Below are 18715 nucleotides of genomic sequence, written 5' to 3'. Positions count from 1 at the left end.
TTGAATTGAATATTATTTTTTAAGATTTTGATTGATTTATGAATAAACAAAATCTTGTGGCGGACCACGTGTAAAATGATATTCAATTGTAGAAAGTTTAATTTTTTCTACTTGTTCAAAACTTTCTTTTCTGTAAAATTCTTCGTTTTGTTTTCCTTCAATTTTTGGATCATCATGCGTGTCAATAAAGACAGAATAGAATGTAAAGTGATTACATTGATGATGAATAATATCTTTCTTTTGATTCGAAAAATCTTGTGAATGATCGATTAAAGAAAAATGTAATTGATTAAAAATTGGAATCGAAAAAAGAATAATACTAAAGAAAAGTCCAAAAATAGGATGTCTCTTTTTCATGTATCAACTATTTTCCGAACGGAATTCCTAACATAACTTGTATGTTTCGAGCTTGTTCTGGTAATTGCAATGCACGATAAAAACTGGTGTGGTTGTAATAGTTTTTATTGAATAAATTAGAAACCTGAACACTTAAATTTGCACTAAAATTATTGAATTTAAGTTTCGTTTTTCCTCCAATTCCAACCAAGAAATAACTTGGTGTAATATCTTCGTTTTGTGCAATTTTATCTTGCTCAAATGTATATTTTCCATTTGCAAAAAAGCTCAAACCTTCTAAAAATCCAATATTTTGATTGATTTTATAATTAATTTGTCCAAATAAATTATTTGCAGGCGTGAAAGGAAGATAATTTCCGAATTTTTTATTTTCCGTGATTTGGCGATTATATAAATATTCGTAAACAAGATTTGCATCAAAATTTTCGTTGATTTTCTTACGAACTTCAAATTCAAAACCAGTCAACAACGCTTTGCTTTGCGTATATTGATAAATTTGTCCACCATGAGGAAGAATCGAAAATTGTCCCGAAGGTTTCAAGAAAATATAATTGCTGAAATAATATAAATAAGGACTTAGCGAAATATCCCAATCATTTTTGTGAAAAACAGATTTGAAATCTACTGCAATTCCTTTTTCTACATCAAGATTTTCGTCACCTCGTTCATGTCTAAAACTACCGTGATGAATTCCGTTAGAACCCAATTCTATAGCGGTTGGTAAACGGAAGTTTGTTCCAACATTTAAATTGAAATCCCATAAATCATTTGGTTGAAAAGTTGCACCAATCATTCCGTTTAAATTACTGAAATTACGATCAATAGATTTGCTACGATTTGCATAATAATCTGCAATTCCTTCAGAATTTCCTTTTTCAATCAAATAATTGTACAGAAAATCATCAAAATAACCTTCTGATTTGAACGTTGAATAATCGTAACGTAAACCAGCTGTAACTTTCCACTTATTTCCTTTTTTGAATTCTTCAATCAAAAATCCACTAAAAATATTTCGATCATATTTTGGCAATAAATAATTGTAACCCGCAATATTATTGGCTTGCAATTGTGCTTGTGCACCGATAATTGTTTTGAAATTTTTGCTATGATTATGTTCAAATTTTAATTGAGAATCATAAGTAGAAAGATTAAAATCTAATTCTAAATCAGGATTTTTTGTTGGAGCGGGTTGATTCGCATAATGAGTGTGAAACGAACTAACTTCTTGGCGACGATTGTTTTGATAACTTGCCAAAAATTTTAAAACATCTTTTGAATTTAAACGAAATTCATTTTCGGAAATCACTTTAAAATGATTAACTTTTTGATAAGGAAATTCGATATTTCTATAATTTCCATCATCTTGAAGCCTATCTACAGAAGGAATTCCGTGAGAACCAGGAAAAAAACCAATTTTTTGATTAACATTAGAAACCGTTAAAATTGAACGAAATTTTTCGCCAATATAACCTGTTTGTATTTCAGCATTCAAATCTTGTCCAGCCGTATTTTTAACACGTTTATTGTAAATTGGCAAATAACGATTCAGATAATAAATGCGATCTGTAGTCGTTCTGTAGTCGGCATAATCAGAATACGAACCTTTTATTTTATAGAAAAAATGATCGTTTCGAGATTTTAAATTAAATCCAATTCCGTAATTATCATTAATCGATTGATACAAAGCTTTTGCTTCTCCAGAAAGTGAATGTTTTGCTGGTAAATTGTTATTGTTAATCTTGATAACTCCAGCAATAGCCTCATTTCCGTACTCCAAAGCCGCAGGGCCTTTTATCACTTCAATATCTTCAACATTTAGTGCATCAATCTCCAAGCCATGATCGGCTCCCCATTGTTGTCCTTCTTGTTTTACACCATTTTCAGCAACAATTAATCGATTGAAACCAAGTCCACGAATAATTGGTTTTGAAGCTGATGATCCAATTCCTGAAGCATTGACACCTGCAATATTTTCGAGCGATTTTGCTAACGATCCTGCATAATTTTCTTGAATATAAGATTGATCGACACGTTCTACATTAGCTGTTGAAAAATCGTGATGATGGCCTAAAACAGTAACTTCATCTAAATTGTACGATTTGTGAAAAGTAAGTGTAAAAACAAATTTTTGTTGTGAATCAAACGTAATATTTTGAGAAAAAGGTTCGTAACCTTGCTCATCAATTTGAATTTGATAATTTCCTTTGTTTAAGTTTTCGATTCTAAATTTTCCTTCGGCATTTGTGTGATATTCTTCGTTGTTGAAATATACAGTTGCGAAAGGAATTGGTTTTTGATTTTTATCTATAATTTGACCTTCGAAAATGTTTTGTGCAAACACAGTTCCGCACAATAATGTAGCAGCAATGCTCCATTTTATGTTGATTGACATAAATACAATAATTTAATAACGTTAAAAAAATAAGGTGGTTTTTTCTTGAAATTAAATTGCGTAGGGTGGTGCTCGAAGACTTTTTTGAGTAAGTAATACTGCTTGTTTTACACGAGTTGTGTAAAGCGTTTTATCTTTTTGGATAAATGATTGAGACCATTCGAATAACTCGATTTCTGAATCATTTTCGATAAAATGTTGATTGAAATGACAAATTGTACAGCTGTGATCATGTACGTTAGAGAATTTATCTTTCAACTCTTTATGCTCTTTACTTAGAGCATGATCCAATATATGCGCAGACTGATACACTGTCATAAACAGTGAAATTGTAAGCATAATATATTGGATAAATTTTTTCATTTCGGTTACAAAAATAAGATTTTATTTCATTTCTTTCAACTCTTTCATGTTTTGTTGAAGTTTTCTTAAAAATAAAAAATAAATAATTCCATAATAAACCGTTCCTATAATCACAATAAAAGCAACAGCAGTTATTATTGCAATCCAACCATAAACAGCAGCATTATTCGCAATTGGTTGTATATCATTGGCATGTTTTGCTAAATAAATAGATTGACCTAATTCGTAATAGAATGGGGCAGAGGAAACAATTAAACTCAAAACGGTGAAAAGAATAAACAAGTTCACCAATCGACGAAATGAAATAATGTTTTTCATCAAATCGACAACAGATTGATTAAGATCTATTTTCTTGAAATAACGATAAGCCATTACCAAAAATCCAAACGTAATCACAATACTAAAAACGGAAGCGATTTCGTAATTATTAATCGTTTTTTCTTCGACTAATGTTTTGACTTCATTATTAAAGAAGTTTTTTCCTGAAATTAAAACATATAAATTGTAGACAAGAAAAAGGATAAATTCGCAAAAAGTGAATATAAATAACCATTTTATTGTCGTTGACGATTTTTTCTTCAACATTTGAAAAATTTGATTTTGATCAAACTTTTCTTCTTCCTTTATGGAACCCCAAATTGATTTTAAGTCATCTAACTCCATTACTGTTCCATTTTAGACATTATCTCTTTCAATTTTATCTTCACTCTGTTCATCTTAACGCGTGCATTTACTTCAGAAATTCCTAAAGTTTCGGCAATGTCTTTGTAAGGTAAGTCTTCTAAAAATAGCAGTACCAATGCACGTTCTACGTCATTTAATAATCTAATTGCAGCATATAAAAGTGTGATGCGTTCCTCTAAAAATTCGTCTTTATCTTCTGATTTTAAATTTAAAAATTGAGCTTCATTAAAATCAGTTTCACTCGATTTTGTTTTTTTTCTGATTAATGTAATCGCTGTGTTCAAGCTAACACGATACATCCATGTACTAAATTTTGAATCTCCTTTGAAGGAATCGTAAGAGCGCCATAATTGCAAAACAATTTCCTGAAATAAATCGTCATGAGAATCCTTGTCGTCCGTATATATACGACAAACCTTGTGGATAATTCCCTGATTTTTCTCGACTAATTCGGTAAATATTTTTGCTTTATTATTCAAACTATTATTCTGTTGCTCTCTATTTGTAGTAAAAAAAAGAATAATGTTACACCTAAAAAATAAAAAACCCTCTTATATTACTATAAGAGGATTAACCTAACTAACTTAAACCTATGAAAAGTTGTTCTACTTTTCTATTGCAAGTATAGAAATTAAATATTTATTAAGCAATAAAAATTTAGAAAATTTGTTAAAAATGTCTTAAATAACTAAGAATGATTCTAAACTATCAAAATCTGTTAATGAAATGATATAATTCATTGTGATTAGAGCAACGGGATGATTAAATTTGTGGAAATATCTAAAAAATTAAACGAATTGCTTTATGGCAAATGAATCATTACTAAAATCGTCGATTGGTAAGAAGTTCGCGATGGCGCTTTCAGCGTTATTTTTGATCGTGTTCTTGTTACAACATTTCGTGATTAATGCATTATCTGTTATTAATCCGAATGGGTTCAATGAAGTTTCGGCTTTCATGAGTGATAACCCTTTTATCCAATATTTAATGCAACCTATTTTATTAATTGGTGTTGTATACCACTTTGTAATGGGGTTTGTATTAGAAGCGCAAAACAAGAAAGCGCGTGGACCAGTTGCTTATCAAAAGTATAATGGTGCTGCAAATGCTTCTTGGATGTCAAGAAACATGTTAGTTTCTGGATCTGTAATTTTAGTTTTCTTATTATTACACTTGTATGACTTTTGGGTTCCTACAATTACTGATCACTACATTGCTCCAAATCCTGAGTTTGCTCAAGGAAATTACTTTATGGATCACTTAAACCACGTTTTCACATTAGAAGGTGCTTTAGGTTTTGTAAGATTAGTAATTTACATTGTTGCATTTGTATTTTTATCATTACACTTACAACATGGATTTGCATCTGCATTCCAATCTATTGGTGCAAGACACAACAAATACACTCCAGTAATTGTTGCTTTCGGGAAATGGTATTCAATTTTAATTCCAGCAGGTTTCATTATCATCGCTGTTTACCATTTTTTTGTTAAATAATTAAATAATATCAAGAAATGAGTATATTAGATTCAAAATCTCCACAAGGAGATATCGCACAACAATGGAGCGAACACAAAGCACACTTAAACTTAGTGGCTCCAAATAACCGTGATAAAATTGATGTTATTGTTGTAGGTACTGGTTTAGCTGGTGGTTCTGCAGCTGCTACTTTAGCAGAGTTAGGATACAAAGTAAAAGCTTTCTGTTACCAAGATTCACCACGTCGTGCGCACTCTATTGCTGCACAAGGGGGGATTAATGCTGCTAAAAATTATAAAGGAGATAACGACTCTATCTACCGTTTATTTTACGATACAATCAAAGGTGGTGATTACCGCGCTCGTGAGTCTAACGTTTATCGTTTAGCAGAGGTTTCTGGTAATATTATCGACCAATGTGTAATGCAAGGGGTTCCTTTTGCACGTGATTACGGTGGGTTATTAGATAACCGTTCTTTTGGTGGGGTACAAGTATCTCGTACTTTCTATGCGAAAGGTCAAACAGGACAACAATTATTATTAGGAGCTTATTCAGCAATGAATCAGCAAATCCACTTAGGGCACATCCAAATGTACAATCGTCACGAAATGTTAGACATTGTACTTGTAGATGGTAAAGCTCGTGGTATTATCGCTCGTAATTTAATTACAGGTGAAATCGAAAGACATTCTGCTCACGCAGTAGTTATTGCTACTGGTGGTTACGGAAACGTATATTTCTTATCTTCTAATGCAATGGGTTCTAACGTAACTTCTGCATGGAAAATTCACAAAAAAGGTGCTTATTTTGCTAACCCTTGTTATGTACAAATTCACCCAACTTGTATTCCAATTCACGGAACAAATCAATCTAAATTGACTTTAATGTCTGAATCTTTACGTAACTCTGGTCGTATTTGGGTTCCTAAAAAGAAAGAAGACGCTGAAGCAATCCGTGCTGGTAAGAAAAAAGCTGTTGATATCAAAGAAGAAGACAGAGATTACTACTTAGAAAGACGTTATCCTGCATTCGGTAACTTAGTTCCTCGTGACGTTGCATCTCGTGCTGCAAAAGAGCGTTGTGACTCTGGTTATGGTATTGAAGCTAACGAAACTGGAGAAGGAGTTTACTTAGATTTTACAGATGAGATCAAGAAAAAAGGTCGTGAGGTTGCTTTCGCAAACGGAGATCAAAATCCATCAGATGCTGAAATCGAGAAATTAGGTAAAAAATGGATTGAGGAGAAATATGGAAACTTGTTCCAAATGTATTGGAAAATTACAGATGAGAATCCATATGAAAATCCAATGCGTATCTATCCTGCAATTCACTACACAATGGGTGGTGTTTGGGTTGATTACAACTTACAATCAACAATTCCAGGATGTTTCGTAGCTGGAGAAGCTAACTTCTCTGATCACGGAGCTAACCGTTTAGGAGCTTCTGCATTAATGCAAGGTTTAGCAGATGGTTATTTCGTATTGCCTTATACAATTGCAGATTATTTATCAGCAGATATTCGTACAGGTAAAATTCCTACAAATACTCCAGAATTTGACGAAGCTGAAAAAGCTGTTAAAGATCAAATTCAACATTTCTTAAGTAATAAAGGAACTAAAACTGTAGATAGTTTCCACAAACGTTTAGGAATCATTATGTGGAATAAAGTAGGTATGGCTCGTAACGCTGAAGGTTTAAAAGAAGCGATTGCTGAAATTGCTGCTTTACGTGAAGAATTCTACCGCGATGTAAAAGTTCCTGGTGATGCTAACGAAATGAATACTGAGTTAGAAAAAGCTGGACGTGTAGCTGACTTCTTAGAATTAGGACAGTTAATGGCAATTGATGCACTTAACCGTAATGAGTCTTGTGGTGGTCACTTCCGTGAGGAGTACCAAACAGAAGAAGGTGAAGCAATGCGTGATGATGCAAACTATACTTATGTTGCCGCTTGGGAATATAAAGGTGATGACATCAACACAGAGGTTTTACACAAAGAGGAATTAAATTACAAATATATCGAGCTTAAAACTCGTAGTTATAAATAATAAAATCATTTTGCTTGATAACAAACCTTCAAGCAAAATGTCAAAATATCATATAGAATTATGGCATCATCAAAAACAATCAGCATCACGCTGAAAATTTGGCGTCAAAAAAACGCTAATGCTCAAGGAAAAATGGAAACATATTCCTTAAAAGATGTTTCTACTGATTCTTCTTTCTTAGAAATGCTTGATTTATTAAACGAGCAATTAATAGAGGAAGGAAAAGAGCCAGTTGCATTCGACCACGACTGTCGTGAAGGTATTTGTGGTATGTGTTCTTTATTCATCAATGGTGAAGCACACGGACCAGATAGAGGTGTTACAACTTGTCAATTACATATGCGTATGTTCAAAGATGGTGAAACGATTTACATCGAACCATGGAGATCTGCTGCATTCCCAGTAATCAAAGATTTAATTGTAGACCGTTCATCTTTCGACCGTATCCAACAAGCTGGTGGTTACATTTCTGTAAACACATCAGGACGTACAGTAGATGCAAACAACATTCCAGTAAACAAAATGCATGCAGATGAAGCGTTTGATGCTGCAACATGTATTGGTTGTGGAGCTTGTGTTGCAACTTGTAAAAATGGATCTGCAATGTTATTCGTAGGAGCTAAAGTTTCTCAATTCGCATTGTTACCACAAGGACAAGTAGAAGCAGCTCGTCGTGCACAAAAAATGGTTGCTCAAATGGATTTAGAAGGTTTTGGTAACTGTACAAATACAGGAGCTTGTGAAATCGAATGTCCAAAAGGAATTTCGTTAGATAACATCGCACGTATGAACCGTGAGTATTTATCTGCAAAAATTGTATCACAAGAATAATAAAATTCTGATATATATTAAAAGAGCGACATATTTGTCGCTCTTTTTTTGTATAATAATTGCATAAAAAAAGGATTTCAATTTCTTGAAATCCTTCCCAATGTCAAATTCTTTCTTCTGAATAAGTCCATTGTAACTTGTTCTTTTTAAATGATTATAAAAAAAGAATTTTTATAAATAGAACAAATATCTATTGTAAATAATAAATGAAATGTACTCATGTTTGATTATTAACCAAGTGCAAAAATGCAGAAACTATGAGTAAAATCGATTTAAAAAGAACGTCTGGAGAAAAAAGGATTTCAATTTCTTGAAATCCTTCCCGAAATTTTTGATAATGATTTGAATTAATTTTCACCTTATTATGAAAATTCTCTGTCGGCTTAAAAATTTCGTTATTTTGTGGAAAAACAACTATTAATTTTAATGTTCTGTTTCATAACAACTAAAGTATTTTGAAGTCCTGAACGAATAATTATTAATTCCTTGATGTAAAATTAATGACAAAAATCATGTTTTGCAAATTATTTCAGACTAACTTTAAAAGTTTAACACATCAATAAATCTATTGAGAAATAAAAAATCCAGCACATGATGTGCTGGATTTTAAGTTTAAGATTACTAAAATATAGTGTTCTGAGATTATTTAATGTTCTTAAAACTTCTATTGATAAAATTTGTTAACTCTTTACCTTTTAACAAACCTTGTGATAATTTTGCTAAATCTAATGCTTGGTTAATCAACGCATCTTTTTCTTCTTTCGAATCTTTAGCTAAAATCTCTGTTGCTAAATCCGAGTTTGCATTTACCACAACATTATACATTTCAGGGAAATTACCCATTCCGAACATTCCAGCTCCACCAGAAGCTTGCATGTCTTTCATACGACGCATAAATTCTGATTGCGTAATGATGAAAGGCGCGTCTGTTCCAGATAAATCTTCTAATTGAATTGTATATGATTTGTTGTTGATTGATTCTGTGATTTCAGTTTTCAATTTTTCTTTATCATCATCAGATAATTTAGAAATTTTAACTTCATCTTTTTCAATCAAATTATTGATATGATCTGCATCAACACGAACAAATGTTACATTTTCTTTTGTTGATTCTAATTTCTGAATCAAGTGAGAAGAAATAGGAGAATCTAATAAAATTACTTCGTAACCTTTCTCTTTAGCAATTTGAATGTATTGATCTTGTCCATCAACATCAGAAGCATAAAGAATAACTAATTTTCCGTCTTTGTTGGTTTGATTGTCTTTGATTGCAACATTCAATTCGTCCCAAGTGAAATATTTACCATCAACTGTTGGATACAATGCAAATTTGTCAGATTTTTCGAAGAATTTATCTTCCGAAATCATTCCATATTCAATGACAACTTTAATATCGTTCCATTTTTGCTCGTAATCTTCACGATTTTGATTTATTAATGATGACATTTTATCCGCCACTTTTTTCGTAATATGCGCAGAAATTTTCTTCACTGCTCCATCAGCTTGTAAGTACGAACGCGAAACATTCAACGGAATATCTGGAGAATCAATCACACCGCGCAATAACATCAAGAAATCAGGTACAATTCCTTTCACTTCGTCTGTTACAAACACTTGATTTTGGTACAATTGAATACGATCTTTATCAATATTGATATTGTTTCCTAATTTTGGGAAGAACAAAATTCCAGTCAAATTAAATGGATAATCAACATTTAAATGAATGTGGAATAAAGGTTCTTCAAATTGCATTGGATACAATTCTCTGTAGAAATTTTGATAATCTTCGTCAGACAATTCAGATGGCGCTTTTGTCCAAGCTGGATTTGTATTATTGATAATATCATCAACTTCGATTTCCTCAGGTTTTGCATCTTCAGCAGCACCTTCTGGTAAAGGAAGTGTTTCTTTTTTCGTTCCAAATTTGATTGGAATTGGCATGAATTTATTGTATTTATTCAATAATTCACGGATTTTCCATTCGTCTAAAAATTCTTTCGAATCTTCAGCAATATGTAAAACGATTTCAGTTCCACGCTCAGTTTTATCCGAATTTTCTAACGTAAATTCAGGTGAACCATCACATGTCCAATGAACTGCAGGCTCGTCTTTGTATGATTTTGTAATGATTTCTACTTTATCCGCAACCATAAACGCAGAATAAAAACCTAAACCAAAATGTCCGATAATTCCGTCCGCATCTTGGTGTTGATTGATAAATTCTTCCGCTCCAGAAAACGCTACTTGATTGATGTATTTCTCCACTTCATCAGCTGTCATTCCCAAACCTTGGTCAATAATGTGTAAAGTATTATCATCTTTATTGATTTTTACTTCAATTTTTGGATTTCCGTATTCTACTTTTGCATCACCAATACTTGTTAAATGCTTTAATTTCAGGGTTGCGTCAGAAGCATTCGAAATTAATTCACGCAAAAAAATTTCGTGATCGCTGTATAAAAACTTCTTAATTAATGGAAAGATATTCTCTACCGAAACATTAATATTTCCTTTATTCATCGTTATTGTATTTTTATTATTTAATAATTAGTTTTTCTTGTAAATAGTCTAAATCATGAGATTTATTGACGAATTCTAAATTTCAAAAGATATTCCAAATGAAATTTTTCTGACATTTTGTCGTAAAATAGATCTTGCGAACTGCTTATAATTGCTTAATTTTCGTTCAAATTTAGAAAGATGAAATTCGGAAAAGTAGAAAACCCAGAATTGGTTGATTTTACATTACCAAAAACGCCAAAAGAAACGATTGATTTGTTGAATAAGGCTGATAAATCAGATAATTTTGAAGTATATGTAGGCTGTGCGAAATGGAATAAGCAAGATTTGAAGAATTTTTATCCGCCTAAAACAAAAGATGAATTAAGTTATTATTCAACACAATTTAATAGTATCGAGTTAAATGCGACATATTATCGTTCTCCGAGTAAAGAAAATGTAGAAACTTGGGCGAATAAAACGCCAAAAGATTTTAAATTTTTCCCAAAAATTCCGCAAAGTATTAGTCATTATGGTCGATTGCAAAATGTGACAGATAAACTGAATCAATATTTGGATGCAGTTGCGTTATTTGAAGAAAAATTAGGAATGATTTTCTTACAAATGCACGAAAATTTTGCCCCAAAAGATTTTGAAAAATTAGAAAATTTCATTCAAAATTTTCCGAAAGGTTATCCGTTAGCTGTAGAACTTCGTCATGAAGATTGGTTTTCGAATGAAGAAAATTTTAATCAATTAGTTTCGTTATTAGAAAAGCATAACATTTCAAATATCATTGTTGACACAGCGGGTAGGAGAGATATGGTGCATATGCGATTGACTTCGAATGAAGCTTTTGTGCATTTTGTTGGAGCAAATATTCCATCCGATTATGAACGATTAGATGAATGGATTGAAACAATTAAACTTTGGAAAGCAGAAGGTTTGCAGAAATTGTATTTCTTTATTCATCAAAATTTAGAGTTAGAATCGCCAATGTTAGCCAAATATTTCATCAAGAAATTGAACAATGATTTAGATTTAGACATTCGTGGTCCGCAAGATGAATTGACGTTGTTTTAGACGTTTAAGATTATTAGAAATTATTTTAAAAACTATATGAAAAAACTTTTATTTGTACTACTTACATTTATAACTCTCACTTTTTCTTTTGCTCAAGTTCAGAATTTGAAAGAGTTGTCTACTGGAGTTTTAGAGCAATCTTCTCGACTTAATGACAACGATGGAAATGTGATTGGATATGCATTCATTTTCAACAAAGGTTTAATAAAAGAAGATAAATTTGTTCAATACGAATATGTATTGTTAGACAATAATTTGAACAAAATTACGAATGGAGATTTTGAGCTTCGTAATATTGCAAAGTCAATTTATAGCTTTACAGGAATAGAATTTTTGAAGCAAAAATTGTATATCAATTCGAAATTATACCATGCTAAAAGTTTTGGAGAATATGGAAATATTTTGATGAAGCTTGATTTGAAAACAAATAAAACCGAAGATGTTATGTTTTATAGAAATGGTGGTTATACTTCGTTTTCTGAAGTTGAAAGTTTTGATAAGATGAAATTTTTGAACACTTCGATGTATTCTGCCAATGTATTTAAAATGTATAAAGACGAAAATCAAGTTTATTATGTTGATTTTAAGATTGGTTTCGAAAATCTTTTAGAAAGTATAAATATTTATAACGAGAATTATGAGAATACATTTTCTTATGTGATTGATAAAAAAATGAAAAAAGATGGTTATAAGTTTGAACTAGGAACTTTTAAAAATGATCAATTAGTTTTATTGCAAAAAAAGGTTGATGAATCTTCTGGATTTTCTAAAATTGGTGTAGAGAGGTTGTTAACGTATGATTTGGCTGACGGAAAAAACACATCAAATATTGTATATAGTTCAAAAACTAACCGAGAAGGTATTTATGTTTTTCCTGAGATGGAAATACAAAATAATAAACTACTTGTAATAGGAGAAATAAAAGAATCTTCAGAACATGCTATTCCATACTCTAGATTTGGACCAACTATTGGATTGATGCGAACAATTTATGATAGTGTAGGAAAGCAATTGTTAGAAAAAAGAATTAATTACAACGAAATATTTTCTGATATTGGTTTTAAAACATTAAGAGATAATGATGGTTATCGTTATGCTTTGAAAGAGTTTTTTAATTATGATGATAATTCGTTTACGGTTTTATTAGAAAAGCAAAAAGGAGATAATAGCTTTACTATTATTCGATCTACAGACTATATTATCGCTAATTTTGATAAAAATGGAATTTTTAAAAATCATATTGTTTTAGAAAAATCGAAACAAAAAATGTTTGATAGTTATCTTTTTTCTCAAGAAAATAAAGCTGAAAACGAAGTTTTGTTTTTTTATAGCGAACAAGATAAAAATGATAAAAAAGTTTGGAATTTAATCATTAATAAGCTTAAAAATGGCGTGTTAACTCAAGATAAAATGCCTTTCAAAACAAAGGAAACAAGTATGCGTTTTGGTAAAGCTAAATATGGCTATATTTTTATTAGTGAATATAATAAAGATGAGAAAGAAAGCTCAGTTCGAATAGAAAAACTAAATTTATAAAAGGAAAAAGCAACTAATTAGTTGCTTTTTTTGTATAATATTCTCCAATATTTTTTAATTCGTCATTTGTTAAACTCCATAAGAAACTCAGTAACTTTTGCTTATTGATATTTTTGTCATTTGCATCAACTTGAGCAACATATTTATTAAATTTTAATGATTTTCGACCTTCATACAACTTAGTGAAAATTATTCCAATATATTTGTCTAAATCTGTTCTATTCGAATGATTTTGCTTCTCATACATCAACTCCAAAAGTGCTGTTGTATATTCTTCATTGTGAATATAATTTTCGTAATAATTTTGGATTTCTTTTGCTTTGACATTTTCAAATTCTGCCGAAGGAGTTACATTTTGTTTCGTAAAATCTTCTTGAAAATTTTTCTGAATCCAATTTAATCGATCATTCAAATTTGGATGTGTACGAATAGAATCTTTATCAATATATTCAGTAAAATTTAATCCTTCGAACAATGAGTTTTTTTCTATTTTAATCGATTTAGGATTGAATTTTTGTTCAGGTAAATCAAATAAATAAGCGTAGATAGAATCATCAAGTATAAATTTATCGTTTTGATCAAATTCTTCAATTTTCTTTAAAAGATGAAAATATTCACTTTTAGGATAATTAAGATTTTTATATAAAATATATCCCAAACTATCAGCAGAAATTTCTTTTTTGCGCGATTGTTCTGCTAAATCATACTTTTTTTGAATAACTACATCTTGAGATTTAATCAATTTTAAAAAATCTTGTCGTTTGATAGACTTGATTTCTCTTTTAAAATCTTTCTCAAATTCTGCATCTTGTTCTATTGATAATCTTGTATGATTTAATTGATTATGCGCAATCTCATGACAAATTACGGCTGCAAATTGAAATTGATTATCTAACAAATTAAATAAACCAGATTCTATAAAATATATATTAAAACCTAACGAAGCAGCATTAGGAATATTAGATTTAATAATATAGAATTTATTTGTATTCGATTTTAAATCAGTGTTTTTAGAAATGATTTGATTAAAAGTGTTTTGAGTAAGCTTTTGATAATCATTATCTAACATGTAATTATTTTTAGTATAATTAAGAGAAATTCGATGTTCTAAAAATTCAAAATAATTATCATATTCTTTTCTTTCTTCTTTTGATTTGAAATTACTAAGGGTTGATTTTATATTTTTAACATATTTAGAATCTAATTCTTTTGTTTGAGAATTAACAGTTTGAATAAATAATAAATAAGAGAAAAAAAGTATAAAGTATTTCATTCTATTTTGTGAAAATTTTTAGTGTATAATTCTTACAAAAATATACAAATAATTCTTTAAACCTCGATTGTTTCAACTAATTTTGCAGAACAAATAAAACAAAAGATTCTTCTCAATTATGAAACAATTTACTTCGGTTTATGATGTAGAAAACATCGACGAATTACTAAAAACAGCCTTAGAAATTAAAGCAAATCCTTTTGCTCAACAAGAAGTTGGTAAAAACAAAACAGTTGGTTTAATTTTTTTTAATCCAAGTTTGCGTACACGTCTAAGCTCTATTAAAGCGGCTTATAATCTTGGAGCAAATGCTTGGGTTTTGAATGCTGGAGCAGATTCTTGGACATTGGAAATGGCTGATGGAGCTGTGATGAATGGAGATTCGCAAGAACATATCAAGGAAGCAATCAAGGTAATGAGTGCGTATTGTGATGTTTTAGGAGTTCGTACTTTTCCGAAATTAGTAGATCGTGATGAGGATTACAACGAAATCATGTTCAATAAAGTAAAAGAGTTATCTTCTGTTCCTGTTGTGTCTTTGGAAAGTGCAACATTACATCCATTACAGTCTTTTGCGGATTTAATTACAATTGCAGAAAAAACGGGTTATACGCCAGGAACAAAACCTGCAAAGAAAGTGAAAGTTGTGATGACTTGGGCGCCGCATCCACGTCGTTTGCCACAAGCTGTTCCGAATTCTTTTGCACAGTGGTTTTCTAAAGTAGATTGGGTAGATTTTACAGTTGTACAACCGAAAGGTTATGAATTAGACCCAAAATTTACTGATGGAGCAACGATTGCTTATGATCAAGATGAAGCGTTGAAAGATGCTGATTTTGTTTATGCAAAAAACTGGTCTTCTTATGAAAATTATGGTCAAGCGAATGATGGTGATAAAGATTGGGAAGTGACAATGGATAAAATGAATTTGACAAATAACGGAAAATTTATGCACTGTTTACCAGTTCGTCGTAATGTGGTAGTATCTGATGAAGTTTTAGATTCTGATCGTTCTATCGTAATTGATGAAGCAACAAATAGAATTTTCTCTGCTCAAACTGTTTTCCACGAAATTCTGAAAAATAAGTAGTAAACTACAATCATAAAAAAGGCTTAAAAATTATTTTTAAGCCTTTTTTGTTATATTATTTCTTGATTATTTTTTTTGTACTTTCTTTTCCATCTATAATTGTTCTTAGTATATAGATGCCTTTTGGTAAATGTTTCACATTGATAGACTTTTCAGAAGTGTTAAGAATTAATTTACCATTCATATCATACAAGGTAGCAGTGGTTAACTTTCCATTTGTTTGAATATTTATGGTTTCTGTTGTTGGATTTGGATAAATTTCCAAAGTTGTGCTATTAATATTAGTAGTGCTTAAATCAGAATCTGGTAAACTAATTAAAAATGATACAGCATTATTAGTTCCTTGTTTTCCGTAGCCAACTATTTGTTTTCCATCTTCAGAGATCTCTAATGGCAATGCAAACGAGATTCCTAAATCATCATATTTTAATATATCTTTTACATAAGCATTAAGAGTCATTAAACCCATTTTTTCTGTCCAAATAAAACCCTCACCATAAATAACAGGTCCAGCTCCTCTGTAATATCCAACAATTAGACTTCCATCTTTATTAACTGCGGTAGCTGCGCCATAAAAAAAAGAACTTGCATATGGGTGCTCTATTTTAACTATTCCAGTTTCTTTGCTCCATTTTGTTGCATAAAAACCACTAGAACCAACTAACCATTTTCCATCTCCAGAAATTTTAGATATTTCATTAACTAATAAACCTTCAGGATTTGTTATTAAAGTTTGTTTTCCATTTTCCCAAAAACAGCCAGTTCGAGATCCATCATAAGTATCTTGCCATCCAACAAAAATTTTACCATCATTACTCACATCATTTATTCTTGAATAACGATCTGCATAGGTAACTCCAATATCTACTAAGCCTTTTTCTTTATTCCAGTATACACCTCTAGAACCTTTATTTTCAGTGTTTGCTAAGCCTACAATAGTATTCGCATCTGGAGTCATTCCCCATACAGAGCTTGCTACTCCATCTAGAGTATAACCTAAATTACCGAGAAAATTCCATGATTTAGACTCTAGATTATACGTTGCCATTTCTACAATGTTTGTATTTTTATTTGTTGCCGTACTTGCAATCGTTTTTCCATCTGCAGTAATCGTAGGATTACCTATATAGTATACATTACTAGGCATTTCATCTAAGGTTTGTAATCCTTCTTCTGGTGTCCAATAATAACTAACTATATTTGAATTAAGAACTACAACTTTTCCTTTATCAGAAACTGCTTTTGCCATTTGTCCATTTCCAATTACATAAACTTGTGCATTTGTAAGTGGTGACATTGAAAACAAAGATAGAACTAATGATCCTTTAAATAATTTGTAATAAAACTTCTTCATAAATATTTTGTATTAATTAATTTTAAAATTACCTATTCTTATGAATTGATTATATAAGTTTTGACTTAATAGATAGTTTTCTGAAATAATGAAGGGTAAGTTATAGTTATTTAGTGTTTTATGTATTTATTTAAAAGTTTTGAATTCAAGAAAATTTACAAAGTATATGTGATAGAAATTATATGTAAGTCCTAAATATTTATCATTTATATTAATTGTAGGATAGAAAAGTTGGATGTGTATTTTAATTGATTTGTTGTCAATTTTGTATCTTTGAATAAAGATTTACAAATGGCAGATTATATCAGAATTCATCCAGAAAATCCACAAGAAAAAGCGATTGATCAAGTGGTTAAGATTCTACAAAATGGAGGTTTAATTATTTATCCTTCCGACACTGTGTATGGATTAGGATGTGATATTACGAATATCAAAGCGATGGAAAAATTGGCACGATTGAAAGGTGTTAAATTAGAAAAATCTCATTTTTCTATTGTTTGTAATGATCTAAGCCATTTGTCTCAATACACTTTGCCAATTGATAATAGTACGTTTAAGATTTTGAAACGCGCTTTACCAGGGCCATTTACATTTGTCATGAATGCATCGCGCAATTTACCTGTCGCTTACAAAGGAAAAAAAACGGTTGGTATTCGTGTTCCAGATCATGCTGTTCCGCAAATGATTGTCGAAAAATTAGGAAATCCTATTGCCTCAACTTCTATTTATGATGAAGATGAAATTGTTGAATATACAACAGATCCTGAATTGATTTTTGAGAAATGGGAGAAACTTGTGGATGCTGTGATTGATAGTGGTTATGGAGATAATATTGCGTCTACTATTGTTGATATGACAGATGGAGTAGAGGTTTTACGTGAAGGTAAAGGTGATATTGAAGATTATTTATAATTTATTTTTAAGAAAAAACTATGAAAATATTACTTTCTCCAGCGAAGATGATGAATTTGGAAACGAATGCTAAATGGAGAGCAACAACACCTCAATTTTTGGAACATTCGCAAGAAATTATGGATGTTATGAAAGAGATGAGTACAACAGATCTTGAAAAATTAATGAAAATTTCGAAAGATATTGCGGAAATGAATGTGGAGCGTAATCAGGTTTGGAATGTTAAACCTACTGCAAAACAAGCTATTCCAGCAGCTTTAGCTTTCAAAGGTGAAGTTTATAGAGGGTTGAATGCTGAAACTTTAGATGATGATGCATTTGATTACTTTAATAAACATGCATTTTTGTTATCTGGACTTTATGGGATGTTGCGTCCTTCTGATAAAGTAATGTTGTATCGATTGGAAATGGGTTCGAAATTAGATGTTCATGGTTCGAAAAATTTGTATGGTTTTTGGAAAGAAATTTTGACATCTTTTCTAAATTCAAAATTGAAGAAAGGCGAGTTTATCTTAAATTTAGCAAGCAATGAATATGCAAAAGTTTTGGATAGAAAATCGTTAAAAGTTCCGATGATTGATGTAGAGTTTCAAGATTACAAGAATGGTGAATTGAAAAAAATCATGATGTATTTTAAACATGCTCGTGGTGCAATGGCGCGTTATTGTGCAGAAAATAAAGTTGAAACTTTGGATCAAGTGAAAGCATTTGACGTGGATGGTTATCGTTTTGATGAGAACCTTTCTACCGAAGAAACTTTGGTATTTACAAGATAATGACTAAAAAAAATAATAACTTGAAGACTGCTTTATTA

General features: G+C 30.7%; 16 protein-coding genes. 8 read left to right on the top strand and 8 right to left on the bottom strand.

Going from position 1 to position 18715, the window contains the following annotated elements; translation table 11 throughout:
- Nucleotides 1-36: 36 nt before the first annotated feature.
- From HXZ74_RS10750 to HXZ74_RS10730, 5 genes are all read right to left on the bottom strand, one after another.
- Nucleotides 37-357, bottom strand: a complete 321-nt coding sequence (locus HXZ74_RS10750) for a hypothetical protein (RefSeq protein ID WP_286475327.1) — start codon at nt 355-357, stop codon at nt 37-39.
- Nucleotides 358-364: 7 nt separating this feature from the next.
- Nucleotides 365-2749: a TonB-dependent receptor gene (locus tag HXZ74_RS10745; protein ID WP_286475324.1), complete on the bottom strand. Its 2385-nt coding sequence runs from the start codon at nt 2747-2749 to the stop codon at nt 365-367.
- A gap of 51 nt (nt 2750-2800) precedes the next feature.
- Complete coding sequence (locus HXZ74_RS10740; protein WP_286475322.1) at nt 2801-3067, bottom strand: hypothetical protein; 267 nt, start codon at nt 3065-3067, stop codon at nt 2801-2803.
- Nucleotides 3068-3133: 66 nt separating this feature from the next.
- Complete coding sequence (locus HXZ74_RS10735; protein ID WP_180904712.1) at nt 3134-3775, bottom strand: DUF8845 family protein; 642 nt, start codon at nt 3773-3775, stop codon at nt 3134-3136.
- Nucleotides 3775-4275, bottom strand: coding sequence for an RNA polymerase sigma factor (locus HXZ74_RS10730; protein WP_180904711.1), 501 nt, complete (start codon nt 4273-4275; stop codon nt 3775-3777). The genes HXZ74_RS10735 and HXZ74_RS10730 overlap by 1 nt, the downstream gene beginning before the upstream one ends.
- Before the next feature lie 325 nt (nt 4276-4600).
- Here HXZ74_RS10730 and HXZ74_RS10725 point away from each other — a divergent pair, with 325 nt between their 5' ends.
- From HXZ74_RS10725 to HXZ74_RS10715, 3 genes are read left to right on the top strand one after another with little or no spacing between them, the layout of a single operon-like run.
- Nucleotides 4601-5293 carry a succinate dehydrogenase cytochrome b subunit gene (locus tag HXZ74_RS10725; protein WP_280062652.1) on the top strand — a complete coding sequence of 231 codons (693 nt, stop codon included), beginning with the start codon at nt 4601-4603 and terminating at the stop codon, nt 5291-5293.
- Between the two features lie 17 nt (nt 5294-5310).
- Nucleotides 5311-7323 carry a fumarate reductase/succinate dehydrogenase flavoprotein subunit gene (locus tag HXZ74_RS10720; RefSeq protein ID WP_286475320.1) on the top strand — a complete coding sequence of 671 codons (2013 nt, stop codon included), beginning with the start codon at nt 5311-5313 and terminating at the stop codon, nt 7321-7323.
- A 60-nt stretch (nt 7324-7383) separates the two neighbouring features.
- The gene (locus HXZ74_RS10715) at nt 7384-8154 is read left to right on the top strand and encodes a succinate dehydrogenase/fumarate reductase iron-sulfur subunit (RefSeq protein ID WP_038337216.1); all 771 of its coding nucleotides are present in this window, start codon (nt 7384-7386) and stop codon (nt 8152-8154) included.
- A 642-nt stretch (nt 8155-8796) separates the two neighbouring features.
- Here the strand turns inward: HXZ74_RS10715 and htpG are convergent.
- Nucleotides 8797-10674: a molecular chaperone HtpG gene (gene htpG / locus HXZ74_RS10710; protein WP_286475317.1), complete on the bottom strand. Its 1878-nt coding sequence runs from the start codon at nt 10672-10674 to the stop codon at nt 8797-8799.
- Between the two features lie 180 nt (nt 10675-10854).
- On the opposite strand from htpG, the gene HXZ74_RS10705 reads away from it, so the two are divergent.
- Both HXZ74_RS10705 and HXZ74_RS10700 read left to right on the top strand, forming a co-directional pair.
- On the top strand, nt 10855-11736 hold the full coding sequence (locus HXZ74_RS10705; protein WP_280062174.1) for a DUF72 domain-containing protein: 882 nt from the start codon (nt 10855-10857) through the stop codon (nt 11734-11736).
- 36 nt (nt 11737-11772) lie between these two features.
- Nucleotides 11773-13272 (top strand): DUF6770 family protein, encoded by a 1500-nt coding sequence (locus tag HXZ74_RS10700; RefSeq protein ID WP_152606185.1) that lies wholly within the window; start codon nt 11773-11775, stop codon nt 13270-13272.
- Nucleotides 13273-13285: 13 nt separating this feature from the next.
- Here the strand turns inward: HXZ74_RS10700 and HXZ74_RS10695 are convergent, their stop codons facing one another.
- Nucleotides 13286-14545: a M48 family metalloprotease gene (locus HXZ74_RS10695; protein WP_038336045.1), complete on the bottom strand. Its 1260-nt coding sequence runs from the start codon at nt 14543-14545 to the stop codon at nt 13286-13288.
- 118 nt (nt 14546-14663) lie between these two features.
- Between HXZ74_RS10695 and HXZ74_RS10690 the strand changes: the two genes are divergently transcribed.
- Nucleotides 14664-15635, top strand: a complete 972-nt coding sequence (locus HXZ74_RS10690) for an N-acetylornithine carbamoyltransferase (protein ID WP_038336047.1) — start codon at nt 14664-14666, stop codon at nt 15633-15635.
- Between the two features lie 55 nt (nt 15636-15690).
- Here HXZ74_RS10690 and HXZ74_RS10685 read toward each other — a convergent pair whose 3' ends face one another.
- Nucleotides 15691-16932: a T9SS type A sorting domain-containing protein gene (locus tag HXZ74_RS10685; RefSeq protein WP_038336049.1), complete on the bottom strand. Its 1242-nt coding sequence runs from the start codon at nt 16930-16932 to the stop codon at nt 15691-15693.
- A gap of 348 nt (nt 16933-17280) precedes the next feature.
- Here HXZ74_RS10685 and HXZ74_RS10680 point away from each other — a divergent pair, with 348 nt between their 5' ends.
- On the top strand, nt 17281-17901 hold the full coding sequence (locus HXZ74_RS10680) for an L-threonylcarbamoyladenylate synthase (RefSeq protein ID WP_038336126.1): 621 nt from the start codon (nt 17281-17283) through the stop codon (nt 17899-17901).
- A gap of 20 nt (nt 17902-17921) precedes the next feature.
- On the top strand, nt 17922-18677 hold the full coding sequence (gene yaaA, locus HXZ74_RS10675; protein WP_286475314.1) for a peroxide stress protein YaaA: 756 nt from the start codon (nt 17922-17924) through the stop codon (nt 18675-18677).
- Nucleotides 18678-18715: the final 38 nt, after the last annotated feature.

The sequence above is a fragment of the Empedobacter sp. R750 genome, from assembly GCF_030324345.1.
Taxonomy (GTDB): Bacteria; Bacteroidota; Bacteroidia; order Flavobacteriales; family Weeksellaceae; genus Empedobacter; species Empedobacter falsenii_C.
The sequence above is the reverse complement of the archived record's forward strand: the minus strand, read 5'-3'. Positions and strand labels throughout refer to the sequence as shown.